Origin of the sequence: Chitinophaga niastensis (genome assembly GCF_003014755.1) — a bacterium.
GTDB classification, from domain to species: domain Bacteria; phylum Bacteroidota; class Bacteroidia; order Chitinophagales; family Chitinophagaceae; genus Chitinophaga; species Chitinophaga niastensis.
This window is the reverse complement of sequence record NZ_PYAW01000004.1, coordinates 1-26,528: the sequence shown is the minus strand read 5'-3', so window position 1 is coordinate 26,528 and position 26,528 is coordinate 1. Positions and strand designations below refer to the sequence as shown.

The window sequence follows — 26,528 nt, the reverse complement described above, 5'->3', positions numbered from 1 at the left end:
ACTGCCTGGTAAAGAATTACCGGCAGTTATCATTTAACCTATATTAAAAATCAAACTAAATCTTATTATCAAATCCACATTAGTAATAAACTGATACCTATGTGTGCCGGATAAGTAAAGCATGGATGATTCTTTATTTATGCTTTACTAAACCCGTTACCAAAATATCCAATTTTGTGCCCCACTATACCCCGGCTGATGCCAGTCCCTCATAACACACCACCAGTATATGTTATATCAAATACCCCGTTATTGTTTATATCGAATAAATTGCTACCTTGATTTCGTCAAAATGAAAAAGTATATCAAAATGACATACATTTTTATGAAATTATCGGCTATACCAGCCAACTATATTAAATTGATCAATAATTCTCATTTTGACATGGTTACCGGAAACCGATAAATTAAAAAGAATAAAGAGATCAGGCGGGAAATCCGCTATAGTGAACAGTTTGGTGTTATTTGAAGCTATGAATAAAATTCAGGTACTGCAATTGCACCATTGTTATTAAAACCAATGACCCATGAAAAGGATAAACAATACTATCTGCACCATAGTATTAATGATGTGTATGAGTATCTCTGTAGCCGCACAACATAAAATGGCCGGTATCTACAAAACAATGAACGATTACCGGGAAAATCATTTGTCTTACAGCAAAGACAGCAGCCAGGAGATACCAAGAATAACCTTACATACTTTAGCGCCGCGGGACTATGTAAGCATACAATATAACGGCAACAACATCCACCTGAACAAGGATCAGTTTTTTGCTTATCAACTGACTAACGGTGAGGTATACAGACTTGCCGGCAGCAACGCTTATCAGCTTTTAAACAAAGGTCCGCACCTGCTGCTGTACAAAAGAAAAATACCTGCTTCTCCAAAAGAATTTCCATCCGGAAAATTCAAATATTATTTTTCAACGGATCAGGATAATACCATGAAGGAGCTGACAGCCTGGAACATTAAGAAAGCTTTCCCGGATAATACCACCCTGGCCGACCAGGTAGATGCCTTGTTTAAAAGGGATGATGAACTGATGGCGTATGACCGTTTTCATGAGATGTATAAACTGGAATGGCTGCTGACTGAAAAAAAATGACATTAAAAAACCCGTTCGTACTGCATCAGCTGCACGAACGGGTTTGCTTTAAATTCACCCTCATAATATAAACACCTTATCAATTCACCAGCACCTCATCTGCAAACACCCATGCCCGCTGGCCCTTTCCGGGATGCCATACTGGTAAATGCAGCACCGGCACCATTACAATTTTCACACAGGAAACGGTGGTTAATGGAAAATTACAATCAATATTCATTGCGGCAGCAGGATCATTTTTTTGTCCGGCAGCCGGGATGATGCGTTTTAATAGTTTAAGATGATGTGCATCTGCACCGCCCCATACTTCTACTTTGGAAGGAGGGAAAATATATCCGTTAATATTTCTTAAGATGCCTATCGAAATTGTTTTTACTGCTACAGGTTTCACAAACAACAACATGGCCTGTAAATCAGTTTTATTGTAGCCCAGCCATTTACCGTTGCCCTGGTCTGTCTCCCCTTTTTTCCCGTCAATAAGTGTTTTGCCGCCTTCACCTGTATACTGACCATCAGGCAATGTAATCAGGATCACACTGTCAGGAATATACGTGGTTTTGGAAAAATGATACAGTATGGGATCGCTGGCTAACCAGCCTTTTTTACAGGCAATGGCACGGATGGTGGCATTGTCCTGTAATAGTACACTATCCTTAAATACAGGCGACTGCACACTATCAGGCATTGTTCCATCTGTGGTGTAGTGTATTTCCACGCCTTTAATGGGATGCTTCAGATGCAGTTGCGTGCTGTTTTTGAAAACAAATGCCGTATTCAGCATGACAGGCTGATTCAGTTTCAGCAGCGGCTGCCCCTCATTACTGAAACCTTTGATCACCGCTACCTGCTTCAATACTTTTTGTGCCTGATCCAGGTCGGCTGCTGTGAGGGCAGTGTTCCAGAGATATAGCTCCTTTAAGGATTTAGATGATTTTAACACCTGCAACTGCGACCAGGTAACGGCAGTGCCGGAAAGCGACAGGCTTTCCAGGTGTGGCAGTTTTGCCAGCACGGATAACGTTTGTCCCTTTACGTTAGTGAAGCTCAGGTTGAGTACACGCAGCTGCTCAAATTGTGATAAGATGTTCAGATCGGCATCCTGCACCGGCATCTTCTGCAAATGTATTTCGATGATCTGCTTCTTCAATGGCAGCAGCTCTTCCAATGATTTAGGGCTATACTGATCTTTGTTATAACAATTCACGATCAGCGGTGCCGCATGCAAAGCAATGGGGTAGATAACGCGATAATTATTATTCAGCTTTTGTACCAGTTTTTCGTCGGCTGCCGAAAAATCGTATACCGGCGTTGTCTTTTCAGCCGGCTGTAACATAGTAGTGGCCAGCATCCGCAAAGTATCTGTTACTGGTAAAGAGGCCGCTTTCATTTTAAAATCAGCCCCGCTTTTTACCCAGTAATACAATAGTTCCATTTCTTCCGGGGTGAGTTGCGGTTTACCTGCGGGCGGCATATGCTTCTTTGTATCCAGCGGCAGGTGGAGTCTTTCCAGCAATAAGCTCAGCTCCGGTTTCCCTGCTACAAACAGTTTACCGCTCTTTCCTCCTTTCAGCAGCTGCCGTGGCAGGTCCATGGCCAGTTCTCCTTTTGCTTTGCCTGCATTATGACAGGTCATACATTTTTCCTGTAACACCGGCTTCACCAGATGCTCATACACTAATGCCTGCTCAAATGGAATAACGGGCCGTTTCCCGGCCGGCATTACCGGCGCCAGTACAAAGTTATTACCATGGGTAATATCTGCGCCCAAATGGCCCGTAATGATTAAAATCACTACGGTAATAACAGCACCGTATTTCTGCAAAAGCGGCTTGCGAATACCGGATTGTCCGAGCCAGTATAAACCGGATGCCAGCCACAACATGCTCACCCCGCCCCACTTATGCCATTGCAGGGCATCGCCGTTGTAGCCTTCTTCTCTCGAAAGAAATAAGCCCATAATAACCGTAATGGCTGCACTGAGCGCTCCAAGCAAAAATAAGACAGATGATAACTGCTGCTTCCATACATCCGCCGTTTCCTCACGTAAACGGATAAACGTAAGCACACTGGCAACGATGATCAGTACAATCGGGAAGTGCAGCACCAACGGATGCATACGCCCCAATACCTGCAACCATGGCGGCAATACCACCCTACTACCGGATAGTAATAAAAAAAGGATAAAAATATTTAATGTAAATAAGGTGTTTCCTCCAATACTTTTCCACTTGTTACTGTTCCGTTCTGCCATTACACCCTCCTGAGTTTATAGGGATACACTTTACCCGCATTCCATTGTGCTACATATAAATTCTCATCATTATCTACACACACATCATGCGGATGTACAAATATTTTTTCTGCCTGTAGCATCGGCTGCAACTGTCCGTTGCTGTATGTTGGCGCGGTGCCGCCAATGTTGGATATTACCTTGTTATCTTTATCCAATATGGATACAAAGCCGGTGCCATTAGCATCCAGATTGGGAGAACGTAATACAGCTGTATAGAGATGATCACCTTTTATAACAGGCCGGCAAACACAGGCGCCTGGCAATGATATTACCTCCAGCAATTTACCTTCCATGGTAAAGCGTTTGAAACAATTGCGTGTTCTGTCAGTTATCAGCAACGTAGGTGTTCCTTTCCGGCGATCCACACAAACACCATGGGCGTTATCCAGGTGCTCATCACCATTTCCCCTGCCACCAAAGAATCCCAGCAGCTTACCATTACGGTCGTAGCGCATCACATACTGCGATCCATAACCATCTGCAATATAAAAATCACCATTGTCTGCTACTGCTGTTTCGGTAGGTACAAAATCTTCTTTCTTTTTATACACGCCTGTTTCAGCGGGATAATCGATGGTCATTAATATCTTACCATCCATCGTTGTTTTATATACCTGGTGTTTTTCTGTATCGGTAATAAATAAAAACTCTGTGCCGTTTTCATTGGTCAGCGTAAGCCCATGCGCACCCGGAAACTCATGCCCCCAGCTATCCAGCAGTTTACCGGATTTATTGTAGATGAGTATGTTGTTTTTTGTTTCATTGGTCAGCAAGAGGATACGACCATGTTTATCCTGCACCATTTCATGACAGTCTTTCACCGGGTACCGGCTGCTGTCCAGTGTGCCCCATTTGGTATCCAGGGCATAACGCATATTGTTATGGCCATACACCGGTCCTTTAGGCTTTGCAAAAAGATCGCGTGAAATATAAAAAGAGGCAGTTACTAACGCCGACGTCTGTATGAATTTTCTTCTTTCCATGTTGTCTTGTATGTTTTTATCAGGCCATCAATCCGGGAATTACTTTGCCGGCAACGTCTGTGAGCCGGTATCGGCGGCCCTGGTGCTTGAATGTTAGTTTTTCGTGATCCAGTCCCATGAGATGTAAAACGGTAGCATGAAAATCATGTACATGCACGGGATCTTTAATAATATTATATCCGAATTCATCTGTTTCTCCATAAACACCTGGCTTCACGCCACCGCCGGCCATCCAGATAGAAAAGCAGCGGGGATGGTGATCACGGCCGTAGTTGTCGGCAGTCATTTTGCCCTGGCAAAAATTAGTTCTGCCAAATTCGCCGCCCCATATCACCAGTGTTTCATCCAGCAAACCACGTTGTTTCAGATCAGTGATCAGTGCCGCTGATGCCTGGTCTACATCCCTGGCTTGTCCGGCCATTTCATTTGGCAGGTTGCCATGCTGATCCCATCCCTGGTGATACAACTGTATGAAGCGTACACCGCTTTCAGAGAGTTTTCTGGCCAACAGGCAATTAGCCGCAAAAGTGCCTGGCACCAGGCAGTTAGGGCCATATAATTTAATGATATCATCTGATTCTTTAGAAAGATCTGTCAACTCCGGTACAGCCGTTTGCATGCGATACGCCATTTCATACTGCTGTATTTTAGTATTGATTTCCGGATCTCCAAATTCTTTGTACGACTGATCATTTAACGCAGCCAATTGATCCAGCATCTGCCGGCGATTGGCCATATCAATGCCTTCCGGGTTATTCAGGTATAATACCGGATTCTCTCCACTACTGAATTGTACGCCCTGGTGAATGCTATCTAAAAAACCATTGGACCATAATTTGGAATACACCCCTTGCCCGTTTCCTTTACCACGCGAAAGCAATACACAAAAGGCAGGCAGATTTTTATTTTCACTTCCTAATCCATAACTCATCCAGGAACCAAAACTGGCGCGGTTTCCCTGCTGTGCTCCTGTCTGAAAAAAGGTCAGGGCTGGATCATGATTAATGGCTTCGGTAAACATAGATTTTACGATGCAGATATCATCCACCACTTTAGCGGTATGCGGAAACAGGTCACTCACCCAGGCGCGTGATTCGCCGTACTGCTTAAAATCATAGTAAGAGCCTACCAGCGGAAAAGATGTCTGCGCCGAAGTCATGCCCGTTAATCGTTGCCCCATGCGGATAGAAGCCGGCAGCTCCTGCCCCATCATTTGCCGCAGCTTGGGCTTATAGTCAAAGGTCTCCAGCTGCGAAGGCGCACCATTCTGAAAAAGATAAATGATCCTTTTAGCTTTTGGCGCAAAATGCGGCATCCCTGGTATAAAAGCGGCATCTTCTGCCGCAGCGCCTTTACCAAAAATATCAGGTATCAGTAAAGAACCCAATGCCAGGCTGCCCACGCCCAAACTTAGTTGTGATAAGAACTTCCGGCGATTCATATTCAGGTGACGCTCTATGAACTCGTTTTTCATGGTCATGTTTTTGAAAGGGTTTCTTCCAGGTTATAAATGGTGGTGATCACCTGCATCATTGCTGCCCAGGCGGAAGGCTCCATGTTGGCAGCCATCGGATACTCACCCTGCTGCAGCAATTTTGCGGCACTGGCCGGATGTTGTTTATATAGCTGTTGCTGCTGTTCATAATACTTTTGCAATACCGCCACCTCTTGCTGTTGCGGAGTTCTGCAAACAATTAACCGGAAGGCCTGCTGAATATTATGAGGGATATTATTATCTTTTTGCAGCAGCTGCGCAGCCAGTACCCGTGATGCTTCCAGCACAGTAGGATCGTTGAGCATGATCAATGCCTGTAAAGGCGTGTTGGTGGTGGAACGTTTCACTTCACACTGATCCCGGTTGCTCGCATCAAAGATCATCATGGAAGGCGGTGGCACCGTACGTTTAATAAACGTATACAAGCCTCTGCGGTACAGGCTTTCACCATGATCCTGTTTATAGCTCGCAAGAATGCCTCTGCCGGAAGTAGCCATTTCCCACAAGCCTTTAGGCTGATAAGGTTTTACGCTGGGGCCACCGATGGTATGTACTAATAAACCACTGCTCTGCAATACCAGGTCACGTACCAACTCCGCCGGCAAGCGGAAACGCGGGCCACGGGAGAGATAAATATTATCAGGATCTGCCCGCAGCTTTTCCCTGGATACCACGGCTGACTGCCGGTATGTGGCCGACATCACCATTTGCTTTACGAGCCGTTTAATATTCCAGCCATGTTGCATAAAGTCGGTAGCCAGCCAGTCCAGCAACTGCGGATTAGTAGGCAGATCGCCCTGCATACCAAAATCGCCTGTGCTTTTCACGATGCCCCTGCCAAAAATTTCCTGCCATTGCTGATTTACGAAAACCCTTGCGGTGAGTGGATTGCGCTTATCAAACAACCACTCTGCCAACCCTAACCTGTTGGCCGGATATTGTTTATTATCAAAAGGTAATACAGCATGCGGTGTTTCGGGCTGTACTTCCAAAGTGTGATTATCATAGTTCCCACGGCCAAGGATATACGTTTTTCTCAGGGTATCGCGATCGCCCATTACGGATACGATCAGTTTGTTGGTGTCTTGTTTGTTGATAAAATGTAATACACCGTTCAGGTCTTCTTTGGTGATTTCCATGTACGGTTTCTTCGCGTAGGTTTCAGGACCGCCTACGGTTGATTCCAATCCTATCTCTTTTACATTATTAAAAAATGCGAAGAGTTCATAATATTCTTTCTGGGAAAACGGATCATATTTATGATCGTGACAGTGGGCGCATTCTATAGTAATCCCCAGTAAACTCTTACCAAAAGCGTTGGTACGATCGGTAACATATTCAACCCGGTATTCTTCATCTATTACCCCTCCTTCTTCCGTTATTTTATGGTTGCGGTTATAGCCAGATGCCAGCAGCTGTTCGCGGGTAGCATTGGGCATCATATCGCCAGCCAGTTGCCAGGTAATAAACTGGTTGTATGGTAAATTTTCATTGAAGGCATGTATCACCCAATCGCGCCAGGGCCACATACTGCGATAGTTATCATCCTGGTATCCGTGTGAGTCCGCGTACCTGGCTACATCCATCCAGTGAATGGCCATTTTTTCCCCATACGCAGTATCCTGCAATAGTTCATCTACCATTTTCTCATAACCGGCATCGCTGGTATCTTTTCCAAAACGGTCCATTCTTTCTGCTGATGGGGGCAAGCCGGTAAGGTCCAGGCTCAGACGCTTCAGCAATCTTTCGTGGTCTGCCAGGGGATTAGGTGTTAGCCCTTTATTTTCCATGCGCGCCAATACAAAATGATCTATTTCATTGCGCGACCATTTCTTATCAGTTACGGCCGGCATGGCTGGTGCCACCGGCGCTACAAACGCCCAGTGTGGTTTATATTGTGCACCTTGTTTGATCCATTTCTCTATCAGCTTAATTTCAAAAGCGGTCAATGTCATGTTAGAGGATGGCGGTGGCATCCTAAGGGAAGTATCAGTGGAGCTGATGCGTTGGTACAATACGGATGCCATAGGGTTGCCCGGTACCAGGGCATGTGCGCCTGGTGATTCCTTCAGTGCTTTATAGGCACTATCTGCAATATCGAGTCGTAGACCAGCTTCCCGCTTATTGGCATCGGGACCATGACACGCATAACATCTGTCCGATAAAATGGGACGAATATTAAAATTGTAGTCTACAATTTCCGGCAACTTTTCCTCTTGTTGTCCGGGTGCGCCGTCATTATTACACGCTGCAATAAATGCAAGGAAGCAGATGGTAAGTCTGCCATAACGTAGGAACATATTTCTTATATTAAATGCGTGCTGTACTAATTAAATTTTCATTGTGGCCACACTGTATGGTTCCAGGTAAAATATTACTATAGCTGTTTGTTATTGGTTGTACTGAGATTAAAGGTCGGCTATTCAAATAGAGAAAACTAATACTATATTATTGTATGCTGGCTTTATTTTGTTCTTATAAGGGAAGTATGTATGAACAAATAATCATCAAGATAAGAAGAAGTCTATTCCGTGCTCATCACCATTCCCACATACTTCCCATGATGGCTCACCGAAACCGGTACATCACGGCTATAACTATCACGGATATACGGAATACCATCTGCATCTTTCCAAAATAACTGACCGGGTTGTAATATCCCCTGTGTGTGCAATAGCGCCGCATAATCCGGTGTGCGATGGTACAAGGTATAAGCGGCTGTTTGTTGCAGCAAAGTATGACTAACGGCAGCGCGTGTATGAATGCAGGAGCCGATACCCGTACTCAGGAAATAATATGGTTGAAGATCATGTATAACGGTGCCGGTGGCCTGGTTGCCGGATACGTTTGTTAGGTGGCATTCAAATTTTTGGGGAGCGTAGGTTCTGTGCCGTGTGGCACGATGCACAATTTTATAGGCGGCTTCTTTGCAACTCCACAGCAACCATATCATCGTGAGTGGTGCTGTGGCGTTTTCAATGATGCTTTTTTCGGCGGGTGTAAAAAGCTTGTCCAGAAATCCTTTCCGGTGGCAGCGGCTTTCTTTTTCCGCCAGGTAAAGGTCAACTATATCGTTGCCTATCATTTTTCTTTCAGCTTGGATGTTACAATATCCATGGCTGCCTGCACATTTAACATGCGTTCCATTTCCTCGTTCTGAATAACGATATCATATTTCTCTTCTACATCCAGCACCACATCTACCAGATTGGCAGAATTGATTTTAAGATCCTGAATGAAATCTGTGGATGCGCTGATCTGTTCCAGGGCTTCCTGATTTTTTGCGTAGGGCCTGACTATTTCTCTTAACTGCGCAATGAATGTTTCTTTATCCATGTTAGATCATTTACTGGTGACGGTATTTCTTCAGGATGATGCAAGCGTTTACATCACCAAAACCGAAGCTTGCTTTCGCAACTAAATTTATGTCTTTATACAATAGTTGCTGCGGAATTCTTTCGCTATCAATTACGGCAAGGATTTCCGGGTGCAGGTCTTCACAATTAATGTTAGGAAATAAAAAGCCTTCCTGCAGCTGTAATACCGCAGCCACTAATTCAATACTGCCGGAAGCACTCAGGCAATGGCCTACCAGCGACTTTAACGCATTGATATAAGGGAAGTCGGCGCCGCTCCTGTTAAGGGCAGCACTCCAGTTCCGTATTTCTTCCGCATCCTTGCCGGTGGCGGTTAAGTGGCCGTTAATATGATCGATGCCGGACGCAGATACCCCTGCCTGTTCTAAAGCATCTTTGATACAACGCTGTACTGCCGCACTGTTGGGGGCTGTCATGCTGCCGCCGTTACGCTGACCGCCGGAATTAATATTACCACCCAGCACTTCTGCATAGATGGTGGCCTTACGCTGCAACGCACTCTCCAGCGATTCCAGTAGTAAGGCACCCGCCCCGCTTCCCGGCACAATGCCGCTGGCGCTCGCACTCATAGGCCTGGAACCTGCTGCGGGATTGTCGTTGTGCTTAAAGGTAGACACCTTCATGGCATCAAAGCCACCCCAGATATACGGACCACTATCGCTGGTACTGCCGGCCAGCATGCGTTTAGCGTGACCATTTTTAATACGTTCATAGGCCATCAATACACTTTCTGCACCAGTGGTACAGGCAGATGAATTAGTAGTAACCTGGTTACCCAGGCCCAGCTTGCCGCCTAAAAAGGCACTGATGCCGCTGGCCATGGTTTGTGTAACCGCGGTGCTACCCAGTCTGCGTACCTGTAGTTCATCTACTTTATAAATCGCTTCGCGGAATTTATCGACGCCGGAGCTGCCGGTGCCAAAAACAGTGCCGCTGTCCCAATCAGGTGCTTCTTCCGGAGCAACGGACAGTCCTGCATCTGCCCATGCCTGCATACCGGCGATAACACCGTATACGATGCCGGTGCTACTGAGCTGCTTTAATTCCAGCTCATCAAAACAGGTTAGTTTTAATGCATCGGAGACTTCAGGTATGCCCATGATCTGACAGGAGAATTTCAGTGCTTCCAGTTGTTCATCATGCCGGATGCCCGACACGCCATTTTTAATGGCATCTCTGAAAGCCGGTATCCCCACGCCATTAGGGGCGACAACGCCTAATCCTGTTATGACTACTCTGTTACTCATTGGGTTTATTAATGATCATACCTTCAATGGTGCCTCCGCAAATATCTTCACCGGATGCATTTTTTAAAACCACGCTGCACTTTAATTTTCCAAACCTGAAATATACTTTTTCTGCGTGAACGGTGACTGTCTCGCCGGGAAACACGGATAAATAAAAATCGATGTACGTGGCCGTCATGGCTACCCGCGGTGTATGCGCCGTAAGTGTATCCCTTAGCAGATATATACCTAAACAAACCAGTCCCGTTTGCGCCATTACTTCCGTTAACAATACGCCGGGCGTAACCGGATAATCTGAAAAATGTCCTTTATAACAGGGCATTTGTGCATCAAAAGTGTAAGATCCTATCACCTTTTCTTCATCAATATATTCCAATGCATCTACAAACAAAAAAGGGGGCGTATAAGGTAAGCGTTGCAGGATTTCTTCTTTTGTCATAAACTAGTGAATATGTGCTCCTCCATCAACAGGAATGATAGCCCCGTTGATCCAGGCTGCTTCGTCTTTACATAACAGGTATACCACATTCGCCACATCGGATGGTGTAGTGAGCCGTTGAAACGGGTTGTTGTTTTTACTGTATTCCATCAATGTTTTGTTACCGGGAATTTTTTGCAGAGATGCTGTATCTGTTACGCCTGCCCGGATACAATTGGCCCGAACGCCATAAGGAGCGAACTCCAGGGCCATGCTGCGCGTAATTGCTTCCAATGCTGCTTTGGCGGCAGACACCGCGGCATAATGCCGCAAGGCTTTATAACTACCGTCGCTTGTAAAAGAAAGGATACGTGCATCTGTAGCAAACAGTTGCCTCTGCAATATATCTGTAGCCCAATCGTATACACTGATGGCCATATTATCGATGGTGATGCGGAAGTCTTCTGTTTCCAAAGCAGGACCGTTTTCGGTGGTCATGGCTTTAAGATTACCTTTGGCAATGCTGTGTAACAGGCAGCGGATACGGCCTTCCTCCCCCATCAATGTTTTCAACTGTAACAAAACGTCGGAACGCTTTTCTTTGCTCAACACATCTGCGTTAAAGGAAATAAATTGAACACCGTGGGCTTTGATAGTGCCAAAAGCAAGCTGGATATTATCCATTTCCACCCGGGTGTTACGATGTACAATACAGATGTTCATGCCATGTGCAGCCAGCTTATGCGCAGCTGCCAGCCCGAGACCTGTGCTGCCACCCAGTATTAGTGCCCAGTAATTTTTTGCTTCAAAAGTTTTTACCATTGTAATAAAATTCGCTGTGCAGAAAACCCGGGACCAAAACTCAACATCAACCCTTTATCACCTTTGGGTAATTGCTGTTCCATAAATCGTTCTAACACATATAACACCGTTGCGCTGGACATGTTGCCATATAAACGCAATATTTCTTTGGTATCGTCCAGTTTCTTTCCCATGGCGCTAAACAGCTCTTCTACCAGCTGAATAATTTTTTTACCTCCCGGATGGAAGATAAGATGATCCACTTCCTGTATGGTCATATTATTTCTGGCTAAGAAAGGGTGCACGATATCGCCGAAATGTGATTCTATTTTTGCGGGAACATCAATATCCAACACCATTTTCAGGCCGGTATTAGAGAGATGAAATCCCATCAGGTAATCGGCATCGTAGAAGTGATACATTTCTTCGGCTATAATTTCCGGGCCCTCGTCCTGCTCATGAGATGATAAAATTACGCAGGCAGCGCCATCACCAAAAATGGCGGCGCTCACCACATTGGCCATGGAAAAATCATCTAACTGAAACGTAGCCGTAGGTGATTCTACCGCAATAACTGCCGCGCGTTTACCGGGATTAGCTTCCAGCATTTTTTTTGCATAGATGATACCCGATACGCCTGCAGCACAGCCCATTTCAGTAACCGGGAGCCGCACAATATCCTGCCGTAATTGTAATTCATTAATCAGATAAGCATCCAGCGAAGGAATCATAATACCGGTGCAACTAACCGTGATGATATAATCCAGGTCGCTGCCTTTTAAATTTGCTTTATCCAGTGCGCTTTGTAGACAAGTACGCCCTAACACAATGGATTCGCGCATGTAAATATTATTCTTCTCTTCAAAAGATGTTTTGGTAAACACCTCTTCCGGACCCATAATAGAATAACGATTGTCAACACCGGCGTTTTCAAAAATCTTCTTTACTTTTCTGACAAAACGATCGTCCTGGCCCGTTAGCCAGACATCTAAAAAAGGTAATATTTCTGCAGTTGATCTGGTGTAGGGAGGTAATGCTTTAGCAACAGTCTGTATTCTAACGCTCATAAATTATTAATTATCCATTGATACCGGAAAGCCCATTTCCATTGAAGGGAGTACCGGCCAATATTTAGCTCTTTCGACAAATGATGTAATTCTTTTTTCTTAAATCCGCGGAGAATAGATACCTGTCCATCTTGTTTTACCATCTTATTCAACCTGAATACAAAACAGATCAGTTGAAACAGGCGGTAAGCCAATACACTCCGGTGAAGATCATTAATCACAATACCGATTTTTGCCTGTTTCCGGAACATGGCCATCAGCTTACGGATCTCCTCCTGTTTAAAATGATGCAGCGTAAGTGTACATAAAATAATATCATAATTACTTGCCTGAAAAGGTGGCTGCATAATATCCTGGCAATGATAACGGATAGACGGATATTGTTCTGACAATTCACGTGCATGCGTTACCGTAGCACTATTTGCATCCACTCCAATCAGTTGCAGTTGCCGGTTATTCTTTTTCCCGAAGTCTGCCAGCTGTCGCAGCATATCTCCGTTGCCGCAGCCTATATCCGCTATTGTAATTTCCTTATCGGCAGGTATATTTTTAATGAGTGCTGCCACGCCTTTCACAGTAATACTATTACCACCCAGGGTACGGTTGATTTGCGCAATTTTATTCAATGTTTCTATCAGCAGTTCGCCCTCCATGCAGAAGTCGTCCATCATTTCAGGAGCAAGGCTACGATGCCGGGTGTTTACACGCATTCCACTGCTGCTTTTAATGGTTTACCATGGGTACGCCTGATGATGCCGGGTAACAGACCCGGGAATATAATGAGTCCTTTCATCATGGTCGCGGAGAGTTTTTCATTGCGGAACAGCATTGATAAAATGCGGCCGGTACGCATACGTCCACTGAACATTTTATTCCACGCTTTGGTATAATGATGCTCCAGTGCCGGCCTGTCCTGCTGGCCATTGGCAAAATACTGCAATACGTTTTCAGCAGCTATCTGCGCGCTCTGTATAGCCATGGCCATGCCGTTGCCGCAAAGCGGATGAATAAGACCGGCAGTATCTCCTATCATTAAAATATGATTCACCACTTTATCTTTTTCCGAAAAAGATACCTGGCTAATCGTTAAAGGTTTATCAAATAACAGCTCACTGCTTTCAAAGATCTCTTTCAGGTGCAGATTACGATACAACACCTGTTCCCGGTGTGTATCAATATTTTTACAATTTTTAAAACTGTCGTAGCTAACCAGGTAGCAGATATTGAGGATATCATCTTCCACTTTAGATACGCCGCAATAGCCACCATCAAAGTTATGCAGTCCTACCATGTCATCCGGGAAATGTCCGCGGTAATGTGCTTTCACCGCCAGCCAGGGGGATTTCTCATTAAAAAAATCCCGCGATAATTTCTGATCCAGTGCGGCACGTTTGCCATAGGCACCTAATACCACAGGTGCAGAAAATACGCCATGGCCACTGGTATCAATAAAAAACCGGTCATTTTCAAATACCACATTCGTAACGGTATCTTCAATGATTTCGCAACCGCATGTCAGCGCATGCTGCATCATGAATTGATCCAGGGTATATCTGCTTACGCCAAAACCGCCAAGCGGGAGTGGTGTTTCCAATACTTTTCCAAAATGATCTGAAATGATAAGCCGGTTAATCCGGGAGGGATGGAGTACAGCCGGGTCTGCTCCGATTGATTGCAGATATGGTAATACTTCATTGGAGATATATTCTCCGCAAACCTTATGTGCAGGATATTTATTCTTTTCTATTACGGTCACATGCAGGCCGGCCCTGGATAAGTGAATGGCACTGGTCAGGCCTGAAAGTCCACCTCCGATAATGATTACATCTGTTGATCCCATAACCGAACGGTTAATACTATAACAACTTCTCTTCTCAAGATAAGGAAATATGGCGGATAGTGATGCAGGAAATATATATAATAATCTCTCAGCACACCCAGATGGGAATCAGGGGAATATAAAACTTAACATTGTCAATATTATATAATTGTTAAATTTGCTATTATTGATGTTTAAATAAATTATTATCCATGACCGAGACCAAGAAAACGACCGGCAAACATTTTAAAAAAGAAGCTGGTTTGAAAGTGGCTGCAGCCTTAGCGTCAGCACTGGGAGATTTAAAAGAAAGCCTGGGTGAAAAGAAATTTTTCCGCAACATTAAAAAGGCCAGCAAAGCAATGATAGCCGGGCTGACAGATAAAACGACTGCCGCTCCCGCAAAAGCTAAAAACGCCGCACCGAAAAAAAGCGCCGCCAAAAAAGCGATTGCTAAAAAAGCCGTTGCCAAAAAAGCAGCACCGAAAAAAGCAGCGACTAAAAAAGCTACAGCAAAGACAGCAGCCAAAACACAGAATGCAGCTATCAAATAAAACCGCTTTCGAACGACCTGCTACTATATCCTACCAATTAACCACCCTGTAACTCCCTCATATAGGCTTACCCCGGATGACAACTGCTTTTCCAGCCGGGCGTGATTGTATTGACATAAAAGAAGTATCGGAAGATATCTGACATAAAAAAATCATCTGCCCATAAAACTGTTTTTTATAGGCAGATGATTAACGCGTATTTGTATAATGACACTTACTATTACGGAAGATCCCTTTTTAATAAAGCGTACATATTGATATCATAACTTTCCCCATTCCATACCATCCATTCCCTCAGCAGCCCTTCCTGTTTGAAACCACTCTTCTCCAACACTTTTTCTGAGGCAATATTGCCCGGCAATACTTCTGCCTCTATCCTTTTTAATGCGAGTGCTGATAAGCCATATTGTATTACTTCCTGCATGGCTTCCGTTATGTAGCCTTTACGCCAGTATTCCGGCATCAATGCAAATACCATTACACCTTTGTGCCCATGTGTGAAACTATTGAACCCTATTGTCCCAATAATTTCCTGCTGCCCTTTGAGGGCAATTCCCCATCGTACACCCAGCTTATCGTTGAAGCGCTGCCGGAGGAAAGCCACTACTTTTTGTACATCAGCCACTTCCTTTAACGGTATTACATGGTAAAACGCCGTTACCCGCTGATCGGTAAACAGGTTAAATAAATCCGGCTGATGGTGCTCATTTATTTCAATGAGGTCCAGTCGTTGTGTATGCAATACGGGGAATGTTGCTAATAATTCAGTCATCTCTAAGGCTGGGTGTTTAGGTCCTAAATATACCGGATGTATTACAAACAAAGAACGGGTAAGCTAAATTAGCCCACCCGTTCTTTATATCTTAACAAGATAATTACAGCTTATTTTTTCTTCAGCAGCTTTACGGTTTGACTACCGGTATCGTTTATAGTCATGGTAACACCGCTTACATCTTCGGTGTGTGTAAGGCTTTCAGTTCCACTCAACAGCAGTGTATCGCCGGACCATGAGATATGGCTGCCGCTGGCGGTGGTAGCTGCGGGGATACCATTGCTGCCCGGAACGCCCACAAATCCCTGATCAAAATAAAGGGAGTCGCTGCCAATCAACTTGTAAGTTGCGGAGCTCCCCATAGGTGGAAGCGTAAATGCAAATGGCATCTGCATAGGGCCCGTTGAGATGCCGCCCATAAAGGCTTCTGCTTTAAGGATGGTATTTACTTCATAGGTCAGACCTTCTGTAATGGCTTTGCCGTTATTGAAGGTAATTGTTCCTGCGTTATTAATGGTTTCATAATCACTGATCGTGATCGTTTTATCCGGACCACCGGCACCACTGGTTGTAATAATACTTTTGGTGTATACCTTCATACCTACAAAATTCCAGTTGCCCTCCACGCTCCCTGTTGTGGGACCAGTGGGTTGGCCGGGGCCTTGATTGACCGGTTGTTGTGGTGCAACAGCCATTTCCATACTACAGGAAAACAATGTGGTAGCTAAAGCAACAGATAATAATGTAATAGTACAGGACTTCATTGTATGGGGATTTATTCAGTTCATTAGGTAACGCGGGGCCAAAAGTAAACGAATTTTTGATCTTTACAGCACAAAAAAGCGACTGATGAATACTATGCATTTCTCATTTCCTCAAAAAAGGGTGTCTTTCTTTCTTCCACACATTTTGCAGCATAAAGGTAAAGCGCGGCACTCCAGGTTTGCCATTCCTGTCCTTTGGGCAGGCCATCCTGGGCTTTCAGCCATTCATTGAATCCAAAATCTAATGTACCGCTGTTGGAAATTTTGATCACACGGGTAAGCTCAATGAGTTTTTCTTCTGCCAGTTTATACTTCTTTGCGGCTACCAGCGCAGCCACATAAAAGCCACAGATAAAAGGCCAGATACCGCCATTGTGGTATTCTCCGGGCTTGTTATAGATCGCATAACGCTCGTGCCAGTCGTTATCCTTAGGTTGCACATACGGAAAAAAATTAGGCGGCAGGTTTACGGCCAGCTCTCCGTTTTTTATTAAGTCGGCGCACTCCTCTTCAATCCACGACACCATTTCCGATGCCCGTGTAGGTGAAGCGATGCCGGAAAGAATAGCGAGACTGTTACCCAGCAAATCAAACCGCTCACTGCTCAATACTTTATAGGACCACATGGCATAATAAGGTTTGTATTTCACTACCAGTCCTTCGTGTACATGACGATGCTGTACTCCACCGGTGATCGTAAAGCGGCCCATCTCCTGCCGCACCTTATCTGCCCGCTCATGATGCCCGAGGATGCGCAGATAACTATATACCAAAGTATTTACAAACAGCCCGTAACCTAATACCCACTGCTCATCGCGCCAGTCGCTGGTAGGTTGTTGTGCTACGAGGTGCCGGTCTGAAGGACTTTGATACTCCATCCATTTCAGTGATTTGTCCACCGCCTCTTTCAGGAAATCAGGATTATTGGTGAGCTTTCTGAAAATACCTGCTGCCAGCAAAAACAATGGGGTGCTATCGCTTGCCCCCCGGTCGTCTTTATCATGTACCAGCGAAGTAATATGTCCGTGTGTTGTTTGGTTGGCGGCCAATGTTTCCAGCACCCGCTTAATGCTTTTAAGCAGCACCTCATTGCCGGTTACGCCGATGCCCAAAATGGACAGGAGCAGATCTCTTGTATATGGCTCCGGGTAGCCCCAACCGGCTGTGCGTGGCAGGCCATGAAAAGGACCATTCGCATTATGTAGCAATACCCCCAATGCAGCATTTCTTGCTTCGTTTATTTCTAACCAGGTGGAAGTTTGCATCATTGAAACAATTTAATGGATGTTCAATTTTTCATTGACAATCTGCACAAAACGTTTGGCTACCAGCCGGTAATCGAATTGTTCTACCACCCGCTTCCTGGCAGCCTTTCCCAGCTTATCCCTGTAAGCAGCATCTGTCATCAGCCGCAATAAGTATTCTCCTATGTCATTGATATCGGCGCGGTAATCTACCGTTCGTGGTGTACCAAATACCACTTTATGATTTGTTTCAAAACCGGATTCCACACCAAGCATCACTTCATTCAGCACAATCTCTTCCCCCACATCTGCCAGCAGTGCGGTTTCTTTATGTACCAGTGTATCCAGCATGCCCATGGCGCTGATGCCGATCACCGGTTTTTCACAGGCGCCTGCTTCTACCTGCGGCATACCAAAACCTTCCAGTCGCGATGGTGCGGCGTAAATATCACAGGCATTTACCAGGTAGGGCATATAATTTCTCGACACGGTATTAGTAGCATACAGTACTTTTTGATCGATGCCCAGCTGCACCGCCAGTTCAAGGTCTGCTTCGTTTTGCAGCCTTGTACGGGGCTGTGGCCATACCTTGCAGACATATTTCCAATCGGGCGCCTTATTCCCTATGCGGGCCAGCGCCTGCATTACTTCGCGGGCACCTTTGGAGCAGCCATCGCCGCCAACAGTAAGGATCAGCAGCTGCTCCGATGATACACCCAATGAAGCACGTACTGCCTGTACTTTAGGGTGATTTGTAGGATATGGAATAAAACTATCTGTATTACAACCTACCGGCAATACTTCAATCTTGGTACCGTCGATGCCATCACGCATATACATTTCCTTTACCCAATTGGAGGTTACCAGTATCAAAGGCAATGCATTCAGTATGTTTTGGTAGTTGGCAATATATCCATCGGCTACCAGCCACGGCACCGGCTGTACGTTAAATTTCTGCGGGTGCATAATCACCTGGGGGGTATGTCCCCAGTAGCCTACGCCCACTACTACATCCGGTTTAAACCAGCGATAATACCATTCCTTTTCCTGCGGGGAATCGAAATGAGCCGGGTATGCCTCCACCCCTATTTCCAGCAGCCCTTTATATAACAGATCGCCCTGCGTGGCGAGTCCTCCGGGTGATGGCGGATAATCGTACAACACCAGTACTTTCATAATGTGATGCCTTTATTGTTAAGCCATTTATATGCCTCTTCCGGATCATCGAAGCACCAGAATGATTCTGAGGCGGGCGTGGTTTGTGCTTCCCAGCTATCTTCCTTAAAACCATAGGTGTTGGTCATCAATGTATATTTCTGTTGCCATATATCTTTTTCCAGTACATGATAGATGGTAGCATTATCTATTGCTTCGGGGTAATACGCCTGTTCTCCGTCTTCGTAGGCAAAGACCCACAATTCATCTGTCGTGATCTGATGTGCATGCCACAAGCTTATCACGGCTCTACTCACTTCTTCATGGCGCAGATGCCTGGTATATTCGCCGCTGGGATGATGCGTAATAATAAGATCGTAATGTTTGGCCGGCAATAGTTTCAGGATGGCCTGTTCTACTGTTTCTTCGGGTAGCGGTGTTTGCTCCGGACCATCATCCAGATCTCCCATAGCACCATCAGCGCCCAGTGCCTGTAATACTTTAAAAAATTTAGGCGCCCGGTCTTTATCACCGGCCCTGCACACGCTCACTACAAACCAGTCCCACTGCGAATGATACAGGATCGTACCGCCTACCCACAATGTTTCATCGTCGGGATGCGCGACTATAACGGCGACTGATTTAACGGCTTTCTCTGTAGGATTGTCTACTGTCATAAATGCTGTATTAAATAGATTAATCAAACAATGTGAAGTAAACCAATGGGGTAAGTATACGTGTAGAAATTTCTGATAGTGCTATGAAGTTACTGAAACTTATTCAGTCTTCCGCGGCACTATTGCTTACCATAAAATCTGTCGAAATACCGGAATCAGCATATTATTGTTAATCTTACATAAGATTTAACCTACCGATTTAAAACATCATGAAAAGACTTGTAGCCATTACCGCCTGTATCGCACTTAGCATAGGACTTAAAGCACAAACCACTACTGCTATGAAATGGTATAATGAACCAAAGAAATGGTCGGCAGATAACAATAAGATCGCGGTAACTGTTGACCCCGGCACAGATTACTGGCAGGTAACACATTATGGCTTTATCCGCGACAACGGCCCCTTTTATTACCAGGAACAGGAAGGCGATTTTACCGCCACCGTAAAAATTACCGGTCAGTATAAGGAGCTGTTTCACCAGGCAGGGCTCATGATCCGTACAAATGATAAAAACTGGATCAAATGATAATAAATATTTCAAGATGCTTCGCCTCGCTTATTTTCCACCACAGGTGAAAGTGCAGATAGGGCCGGTAGCTGCAGCGCCGGGAAAGCAAAGTTTCCTGGTTACTTTTGAAGATTTTAAGGTAGTGCCGGTGGTGGTGGAAAAGTAAAAGTAGCAGCCGGATGGCGCATTCTGTAAAGACCGGCCGAATGGCTGGTCTTTACAGAATGTGATCTAATAAATTTAACTTTCTTTTCTAACTAAAATATATGCTTCTAAGACTTTGAATAAAGCTATTTTCATAGACTTATCATCAGCACGAATCATCTCAGCCTCAATAGTAGGAAAAGAAATAATAACGGTATAGTGATTCACCTCTCTCGCCCCATCAATTTTTAAAATAAAAACATCTCCATTTCCTTTTACAATCCCGGCACAATAAAGAAAATCATCCATTGAAATTTCATCAATCGATTTATTTAGTATAAGGGATGAAATCTTTTTCATAGGTATGGGTAATAAAGTTTTCCTGATTGTATGATTACAATATTTTTTATTTACTATAATAAATGATATTAGGGCTTAAGCTGGTAAGGGTATTATGCTACATTAACGGAGTGCAAAATAATATATACACGTAGAATTCAAATGGAAAGCACAAAACTATTTCACTAAAACTATATTTAGCTTATCTTTAAATAGGAGTTATTATATAATTCGATCTGCATTCATAACATCTTCCTACCATATTAATATTATATTAACCCGTCCACCTGATTTCTGACATTCGTCTGTCATAGTGCTATCCCGGACCTATCCTTCTGGTAAGGATATTTGTTAATATAGTACCGGTTATAGTAAAGAGAACTCAAATTAGAGATAGTGTTGAACTATTGGGACACGTGTTCTATTACTCCACTTGGTTATTTCAATAGATATGTGTAATTAGCATTTATAACATTGTTTTATGGACCCACTGGCACCACACATTGAAAAAAGGATACTCGAAAGTTTCGCACGGCAAAAATTAATGACTGCTTATGGAGCAACCGTTACAGGAGTAGCACATGGTTATATGGCCATCACCGTACCGCCAAAGGATTTCCTGCTACGGACATCCGGTATCTTCCATGGAGGCGTGATAGCAGCAATAGCTGATACTGCTGCCGGGTATGCTGCCGGTACCTTACATACAGCAGATGCATCATTTCTCACCATAGAATTCAAGATCAATTTTCTTAATCAGGCAAAAGGTGAACAGCTGATAGCAAAAGCCAGGATACTGAAAGGTGGTAAAACACTTACTATTGCGCAAACGGATGTCTTTACCGAAGATGATCATATTGAAAAACATGTAGCCACTGCTATTGTAACTTTAATGAAAGCAAATACTTAAATAATGGAAATAACTTCTGTAACCACGTTTCTTGAATACTACGACAAAATCAGAACGCGTACGAACAAACTTATCCAGGTAGTTCCACCTGATTTACTGGAATGGACTTACCGGCCCGGAAAATTCACTATCGGTGATCACATCAGGCATATATCCACCATAGAGCGGTATATGTATGCTGAAACGATAGCCGGGCGCCTAAGTGCCTACCAGGGTTGCGGTAAAGACCTCGCCGATGGCTATGAGAACGTAATAAATTTTTTCAATGAATTACACCGGCAGTCGCTGGAGATATTCAGCAGTCTGACTGATGAGGACCTGAAAAAGAAATGCACTACACCGGGCAATGCTACTATGTCTACCTGGAAATGGATGCGTGCCATGGTGGAGCATGAAATCCATCACAGAGGGCAAATATATGTATACCTGGGGATGCTGGGAGTGAGCACTCCGCCTATCTTTGGTCTGACGTCGGAGGAAGTGGTTAGTAGAAGTGTAATGCTGCCGGCTATTTAGAAAATAGTTTTATTTGGGGCTGGGTTAATCTGCGAGTGATAGGTATATTCATCAGAGATGATCTTTATTACAATATAATTGCTATCAGTGCTAATTTCTCTAAGGCTAAAAAGTCTTTTGCCTAATGCTACTTTTCTTTTCGCCAGCAACCCGATACATACATCCGCGATGCTAAGGCCAGGCGAGCATATGCACATTGAAAAATTCATAAATAATAAAACCGGTCGCTGACCGGTTTTATTATTTATGACAAAGCTATTTTAATCATTATGATTACGTTTCCAAAACGCTACAACCTCTACTCTGTTAATTTTAGGAGTCCAGGTATAATTCTCTTTAATTGTAGATGCCAAAAAATAATCATTGATATTAACATATTCTAAATTAGGAAATTGCATTAACGCTACTTCCAAATTCCATAGTCCATTATCTATAAGAATATTATTATACGGCATCCCCTTTTCAATCCACTCTTTCCTATATTCCATAAAGCTGTTCTCTCCATATACAGTATCATCGATGCCATACTCATACACACAGCAAGGACAAGTTGTCCCAAATTTCACATATAAGTCTTGATCATTACGTAAATCAAAACCACATACATAACAATATCTATTCTTTCTTTGATCCATACTTTACTAATTGTTCTTGTAAATATTCTGACGCATTTGAATAACTCGAATTAGGCTTAGGCTCTATTTTAAATACAGTCATTATATTCCCATTAGGCTCTACAACCCCATATTCTTGGGTTAGCTTATCTATTCTATGTATAAAGCCTTTTTCATCAGTAAACTGTTGAATACTACTACCTTTCCTCTTAAAAAAACTCTTACCATACTGTACTAAATCTTCGGCATTACCAAACTTATATCCTTGGGCAATCCTTTTATTCAAGTGTTTTTCTACATTATTATATCCAATCGTTTTTACAGTTCCTCCTCCTGTTTCAATTGCACCATTTTTCGCAACGCCCCCAGCAGAACTCGGATTGCTCTTGTAACTTATCAGTTTTGATTACGATTAAATTTAAATTTACCAAACAGTTTATAAATAATTCTAGGTTTCAATAAAGGAGAGAACCCAGCCGTTGGCTGGGTTCTCTCCTTTATTGAAACCTAGAATGTTCACCGAACATTATCTCTTTTTATACCACTCTGGATTTTCTTTAAAATAATCTTCAAGCGACTGTAGCATTATAATTTTAAGTTCCTCCTCTGTCTTATCGCTATAATAGGATAAAATCTGATTTGTCCAAAGCATATCTGATTGAGCATTGATTTTATTTTGGAACCATAAGCTAATTTCCAACCTAAGTTTTCCATTATCATAAATATGCCCTAGCCCATCGGTAAATCCTTCTATATAACTTTTTAAAGATGACAACGTTTCATCTGATAATATCATCAACGGACGCCTCTTCATTACATCTATCCATCCTAAAACCTTATTCGTTATATCCATAACAAAACTTATTTAACTGTTATTTTGGGAACTGTTTGGAAAAGTAAATCATCAGCATACTCAAACATCTGTTTATACTTATTTAAATCCATCCCTTCTGAACCTGTCATCATATCGTAAACCATTCCTTCTTTAAGCACTGCAACATGACGATACCATGCAGGACCTGCTCCTGCTGCATAATTAACTGGTCCCAACTGATTTCCAAACTTAGGTGTCACTTGTAAAAATTCTCCACCAATAGCTTTTTGTATAGTTCTGGCAACCTTCTCGCAACCAAATTCAATTTCTTTTGCACTAGCTGGTTGAAGAGGTAGTGGTACTTTCGATTCTCCAGTAATCGCTCTCATCTCAGCCTTTGTCAACTGGGCAAAGGTGGCTGACTTTGCAGTAGAGCCATCTGCAGCAGCCTGTGAGGTAAAGGGCACCTTTGGCATAGTTTTAATACCTGCTCCCATAGATAGTCCCAAACTAATAAGTGCATCGGTATATCCGGCAGCAGTATTTGCAACTTGTGGCGAAACGCCAACACTCCGTAGCCCCATACTTATGCCTTGCTGAGTATAAGTCGCAGCGTCTTCTCCTGTTATAAGTTCCGTTAGACCATGTGATGCAACATCCGCTCCATGCACTACCACAGCACCACCAACAACTGCACCTACTCCTGTCCAACTTGTGAATACTCCAACAGCTGCTCCTACCGCACCTTCAGCCAATCCGCCGACTGTTTTTAATCCTCCAAAAATCCTAGTCCCTGCACTCGACGTATCACCTAAAGGGTCACTAATACCAATTGGGCTATTATTAAAGGCTGAATACTGGCTTATACCAATTGTTGGTTTCGGATCAAGATTCCATCTCCTTCCTATCCTCGGATCATACCCCCAAAACTGAGCTGTATAACTATTTCCCTCTCCCTTTATCTCATCACTCTTCTCTTGCCCATTAAATCCATAACGATAATCATAGCATTAAACCATATCCAATTATGAAATCAAATAAACGAAAAAGCTATTCACCTCATCATAGGAATAAAATAAATGGCTTTAGTGTAATGTCATAACGCACTAAAACCATTCACGTGATTAATTATTTCTTGCTCTAAAATTTGCGTACACCGGATGCCCGCCTGTATTTACGTTTTTGTTGTACGATTCTTTGCGATATAATATAAACCTTTACAATCGATATTACAATTCATTCTTAAACCGTCGAAGAATGTTCTCATATCTAAAAAACTCTGGTTCATCCACCTATTTATCCAAGCTTTACCATATATTTGGATGCTGGGCTTTAATAAGACTATCTTTTTTCAATAGGCTATCACTCGGCGGCTTTAGATGCACAGTACCTTTATAAACCAATCCTCTTGTGTAATCTCTAGTCTTGGATGCCGTGTTAAAACGTACCACCTCCACTACTTTAGAGCCATTATTCAGTGCTGTATCATTAATCAGATAACAAACTGCATTATATGGCAACATTCTGATAGGAAAGTTAATTATACCTCCTCCGGCTCCCAATTCTTCTATTGAATAAAATTTAATCAATGCACTGGTGTCACTATCCCTAGTAACATACATAACAGGATTGATCGCTCCACTATAGGTTTCATGAACATATATCTGTTTGTGATCTTTCACGCGTTCATACATTCTCTTACCATCAAAACGCAAATAAAAAAAATACAAAGGGCCCAATACAACCCATAAGACCACTATTACCAGCATTGAACCAAACAATATCTTAAACTGTCGTTCTGTTAACATATATATAATCAAGCTTTAAAATAAAAATTCTATCTATCATTAATTTTCTCCTCTTCAACTTTATAATCAAAACTCTTCCAATTACGCAGAGGAACTACCACCTCCTTACTGTCTTCCGTCTTTACTGATATAGGGTCCGACATAACCCGAATACCTGTATTCTTGGGGATACTTAATTTATCGGGCTTACTTGACTTCTCAAACAACTCACCCATAAACCCTACGGTTTTCCCATTCTCATCCTTCATAGGAAGAATATTACCCACAGTCCACTCACCAGCTCCAGTCGTCTTATTTTTGACCTCCTTATCCGTGATAGATATTGAGGTATGAACAACTGTTTGATTTCCTGACTTAAACGTAACGCCAACCCCGAATATACCTGATACACCAATGTTATCTTCACCAATAGAAAGTCCTCCTCCGGCCCCTATTGAAATCTTCCCATCAAAACTAGCTGATGACATTGACAGTGAATTCATTGCCTCGCCAAACGTTGGCTTCATAACTAGTTGAGCACTTACATCAACTCCAGCCTCAACTCCAATAACCGCTGTTGGATTTGTACTTCCATCGCTTAAGTCTTGATTCCAAAAACCGATGGCAGTTGTAAGAAGAAATTGAGTTTTACCAATCACATCATATGCAGTCCCTACTCTAAGTCCGGCGTTGACGCCATATCCAAGGCCTGCAGCACTATTTCCCCCCGAAGACAAAATATAAGTTGAATTTTTCAATTTATTCCAGGTTTTCTGAAACCACTCAAATTCCAAACCATCCCGATCTATCCCTGCTATAGGGCTATTACTTGCAAACTGATAAGGTGTCAGCATCGGATATGATTTCATCAACGGATCCACACTCAAAAACCGTCCTATTCTCGGATCATAAATCCTCATCCCATAATCCTGCTGATTCCCTTCTCCCTTCACCTCATTATCATTCTCCTTTCCATTAAATCCGTAACGATAAACACCCGCCAAATTCCACTTCCTCCCCACCATCTGCATCCCAAACGGCGCATAATCCGATGCCGAATACAGCGTTGCATTTTGTGCTCCCTGTTGATCGGAGATAGTGGCCATTATATTCCCAAGGT

30 protein-coding genes are annotated in these 26,528 nt (G+C 43.5%); 6 read left to right on the top strand and 24 right to left on the bottom strand.

Features of this window, described 5'->3' with window-relative positions; genetic code table 11:
• The first annotated feature begins 527 nt into the window (after positions 1-527).
• Positions 528-1,109: a hypothetical protein gene (locus tag CLV51_RS19035; RefSeq protein ID WP_106529673.1), complete on the top strand. Its 582-nt coding sequence runs from the start codon at positions 528-530 to the stop codon at positions 1,107-1,109.
• A 79-nt stretch (positions 1,110-1,188) separates the two neighbouring features.
• On the opposite strand, the gene CLV51_RS19030 is transcribed toward CLV51_RS19035, so the two are convergent.
• From CLV51_RS19030 to CLV51_RS18975, 12 genes are all read right to left on the bottom strand, one after another.
• Positions 1,189-3,360, bottom strand: coding sequence for a c-type cytochrome domain-containing protein (locus tag CLV51_RS19030; RefSeq protein WP_106529672.1), 2,172 nt, complete (start codon positions 3,358-3,360; stop codon positions 1,189-1,191).
• Positions 3,360-4,385 carry an NHL repeat-containing protein gene (locus tag CLV51_RS19025; RefSeq protein WP_106529671.1) on the bottom strand — a complete coding sequence of 342 codons (1,026 nt, stop codon included), beginning with the start codon at positions 4,383-4,385 and terminating at the stop codon, positions 3,360-3,362. Before CLV51_RS19025 ends, CLV51_RS19030 begins: the two co-directional genes overlap by 1 nt.
• Positions 4,386-4,404: 19 nt before the next feature.
• The gene (locus CLV51_RS19020; protein WP_106529670.1) at positions 4,405-5,859 is read right to left on the bottom strand and encodes a DUF1501 domain-containing protein; all 1,455 of its coding nucleotides are present in this window, start codon (positions 5,857-5,859) and stop codon (positions 4,405-4,407) included.
• 2 nt (positions 5,860-5,861) lie between these two features.
• Positions 5,862-8,180: a PSD1 and planctomycete cytochrome C domain-containing protein gene (locus CLV51_RS19015; RefSeq protein ID WP_106529669.1), complete on the bottom strand. Its 2,319-nt coding sequence runs from the start codon at positions 8,178-8,180 to the stop codon at positions 5,862-5,864.
• 224 nt (positions 8,181-8,404) lie between these two features.
• Positions 8,405-8,965: a 4'-phosphopantetheinyl transferase family protein gene (locus tag CLV51_RS19010; protein ID WP_106529668.1), complete on the bottom strand. Its 561-nt coding sequence runs from the start codon at positions 8,963-8,965 to the stop codon at positions 8,405-8,407.
• A complete protein-coding gene (locus tag CLV51_RS19005; RefSeq protein ID WP_106529667.1) occupies positions 8,962-9,216 on the bottom strand; it encodes an acyl carrier protein in 255 nt (84 codons plus the stop codon). Before CLV51_RS19005 ends, CLV51_RS19010 begins: the two co-directional genes overlap by 4 nt.
• Positions 9,217-9,226: 10 nt before the next feature.
• Positions 9,227-10,504, bottom strand: a complete 1,278-nt coding sequence (locus CLV51_RS19000) for a beta-ketoacyl-[acyl-carrier-protein] synthase family protein (protein ID WP_106529666.1) — start codon at positions 10,502-10,504, stop codon at positions 9,227-9,229.
• Positions 10,497-10,943 (bottom strand): 3-hydroxyacyl-ACP dehydratase FabZ family protein, encoded by a 447-nt coding sequence (locus CLV51_RS18995; RefSeq protein WP_106529665.1) that lies wholly within the window; start codon positions 10,941-10,943, stop codon positions 10,497-10,499. The genes CLV51_RS19000 and CLV51_RS18995 overlap by 8 nt, the downstream gene beginning before the upstream one ends.
• Positions 10,944-10,946: 3 nt before the next feature.
• Complete coding sequence (locus CLV51_RS18990; RefSeq protein WP_106529664.1) at positions 10,947-11,744, bottom strand: SDR family oxidoreductase; 798 nt, start codon at positions 11,742-11,744, stop codon at positions 10,947-10,949.
• Positions 11,738-12,790, bottom strand: coding sequence for a type III polyketide synthase (locus tag CLV51_RS18985; RefSeq protein WP_106529663.1), 1,053 nt, complete (start codon positions 12,788-12,790; stop codon positions 11,738-11,740). Before CLV51_RS18985 ends, CLV51_RS18990 begins: the two co-directional genes overlap by 7 nt.
• Positions 12,787-13,500, bottom strand: a complete 714-nt coding sequence (locus CLV51_RS18980; protein ID WP_106529662.1) for a methyltransferase domain-containing protein — start codon at positions 13,498-13,500, stop codon at positions 12,787-12,789. The genes CLV51_RS18985 and CLV51_RS18980 overlap by 4 nt, the downstream gene beginning before the upstream one ends.
• On the bottom strand, positions 13,491-14,630 hold the full coding sequence (locus CLV51_RS18975; protein WP_106529661.1) for an NAD(P)/FAD-dependent oxidoreductase: 1,140 nt from the start codon (positions 14,628-14,630) through the stop codon (positions 13,491-13,493). The genes CLV51_RS18980 and CLV51_RS18975 overlap by 10 nt, the downstream gene beginning before the upstream one ends.
• 191 nt (positions 14,631-14,821) lie before the next feature.
• On the opposite strand from CLV51_RS18975, the gene CLV51_RS29180 reads away from it, so the two are divergent.
• Positions 14,822-15,163, top strand: coding sequence for a histone (locus CLV51_RS29180; RefSeq protein ID WP_158267062.1), 342 nt, complete (start codon positions 14,822-14,824; stop codon positions 15,161-15,163).
• 220 nt (positions 15,164-15,383) lie between these two features.
• Here the strand turns inward: CLV51_RS29180 and CLV51_RS18965 are convergent, their stop codons facing one another.
• The 5 genes from CLV51_RS18965 to CLV51_RS18945 form a co-directional block, all read right to left on the bottom strand.
• A complete protein-coding gene (locus CLV51_RS18965) occupies positions 15,384-15,935 on the bottom strand; it encodes a GNAT family N-acetyltransferase (RefSeq protein ID WP_106529659.1) in 552 nt (183 codons plus the stop codon).
• A 110-nt stretch (positions 15,936-16,045) separates the two neighbouring features.
• Positions 16,046-16,699, bottom strand: a complete 654-nt coding sequence (locus tag CLV51_RS18960) for a hypothetical protein (RefSeq protein ID WP_106529658.1) — start codon at positions 16,697-16,699, stop codon at positions 16,046-16,048.
• Between the two features lie 92 nt (positions 16,700-16,791).
• A complete protein-coding gene (locus CLV51_RS18955) occupies positions 16,792-17,967 on the bottom strand; it encodes a glycoside hydrolase 100 family protein (protein WP_211302056.1) in 1,176 nt (391 codons plus the stop codon).
• A 9-nt stretch (positions 17,968-17,976) separates the two neighbouring features.
• Entirely contained in the window at positions 17,977-19,119 is a 1,143-nt protein-coding gene (locus CLV51_RS18950; protein WP_106529657.1) for a glycosyltransferase family 4 protein, read from the bottom strand.
• Positions 19,116-19,775, bottom strand: coding sequence for a PIG-L family deacetylase (locus CLV51_RS18945; protein WP_106529656.1), 660 nt, complete (start codon positions 19,773-19,775; stop codon positions 19,116-19,118). The genes CLV51_RS18950 and CLV51_RS18945 overlap by 4 nt, the downstream gene beginning before the upstream one ends.
• Before the next feature lie 209 nt (positions 19,776-19,984).
• Here CLV51_RS18945 and CLV51_RS29630 point away from each other — a divergent pair, with 209 nt between their 5' ends.
• Together CLV51_RS29630 and CLV51_RS29625 are read left to right on the top strand one after the other, a co-directional pair.
• On the top strand, positions 19,985-20,302 hold the full coding sequence (locus tag CLV51_RS29630; protein WP_245898846.1) for a DUF1349 domain-containing protein: 318 nt from the start codon (positions 19,985-19,987) through the stop codon (positions 20,300-20,302).
• Positions 20,303-20,318: 16 nt separating this feature from the next.
• Positions 20,319-20,450 (top strand): DUF1349 domain-containing protein, encoded by a 132-nt coding sequence (locus tag CLV51_RS29625; protein WP_245898844.1) that lies wholly within the window; start codon positions 20,319-20,321, stop codon positions 20,448-20,450.
• Between the two features lie 74 nt (positions 20,451-20,524).
• Here CLV51_RS29625 and CLV51_RS18935 read toward each other — a convergent pair whose 3' ends face one another.
• Positions 20,525-20,788, bottom strand: a complete 264-nt coding sequence (locus CLV51_RS18935; protein ID WP_106529655.1) for a hypothetical protein — start codon at positions 20,786-20,788, stop codon at positions 20,525-20,527.
• A 460-nt stretch (positions 20,789-21,248) separates the two neighbouring features.
• Here CLV51_RS18935 and CLV51_RS18930 point away from each other — a divergent pair, with 460 nt between their 5' ends.
• Together CLV51_RS18930 and CLV51_RS18925 are read left to right on the top strand one after the other, a co-directional pair.
• Entirely contained in the window at positions 21,249-21,677 is a 429-nt protein-coding gene (locus tag CLV51_RS18930) for a PaaI family thioesterase (RefSeq protein ID WP_106529654.1), read from the top strand.
• A gap of 3 nt (positions 21,678-21,680) precedes the next feature.
• Complete coding sequence (locus CLV51_RS18925; RefSeq protein ID WP_106529653.1) at positions 21,681-22,193, top strand: DinB family protein; 513 nt, start codon at positions 21,681-21,683, stop codon at positions 22,191-22,193.
• A 260-nt stretch (positions 22,194-22,453) separates the two neighbouring features.
• Here the strand turns inward: CLV51_RS18925 and CLV51_RS18915 are convergent, their stop codons facing one another.
• The 6 genes from CLV51_RS18915 to CLV51_RS18890 all read right to left on the bottom strand — a co-directional run.
• Complete coding sequence (locus CLV51_RS18915) at positions 22,454-22,828, bottom strand: hypothetical protein (RefSeq protein WP_106529651.1); 375 nt, start codon at positions 22,826-22,828, stop codon at positions 22,454-22,456.
• Entirely contained in the window at positions 22,809-23,093 is a 285-nt protein-coding gene (locus tag CLV51_RS18910; protein ID WP_106529650.1) for a hypothetical protein, read from the bottom strand. The genes CLV51_RS18915 and CLV51_RS18910 overlap by 20 nt, the downstream gene beginning before the upstream one ends.
• Positions 23,094-23,333: 240 nt before the next feature.
• Positions 23,334-23,660 (bottom strand): hypothetical protein, encoded by a 327-nt coding sequence (locus CLV51_RS18905; protein WP_106529649.1) that lies wholly within the window; start codon positions 23,658-23,660, stop codon positions 23,334-23,336.
• An 8-nt stretch (positions 23,661-23,668) separates the two neighbouring features.
• Positions 23,669-24,376, bottom strand: coding sequence for a hypothetical protein (locus CLV51_RS18900; RefSeq protein WP_106529648.1), 708 nt, complete (start codon positions 24,374-24,376; stop codon positions 23,669-23,671).
• Between the two features lie 552 nt (positions 24,377-24,928).
• Positions 24,929-25,429 (bottom strand): hypothetical protein, encoded by a 501-nt coding sequence (locus CLV51_RS18895; protein WP_106529647.1) that lies wholly within the window; start codon positions 25,427-25,429, stop codon positions 24,929-24,931.
• A gap of 29 nt (positions 25,430-25,458) precedes the next feature.
• On the bottom strand, positions 25,459-26,528 hold a 1,070-nt coding region (locus CLV51_RS18890), incomplete at its 5' end, for an RHS repeat domain-containing protein (protein ID WP_146151320.1).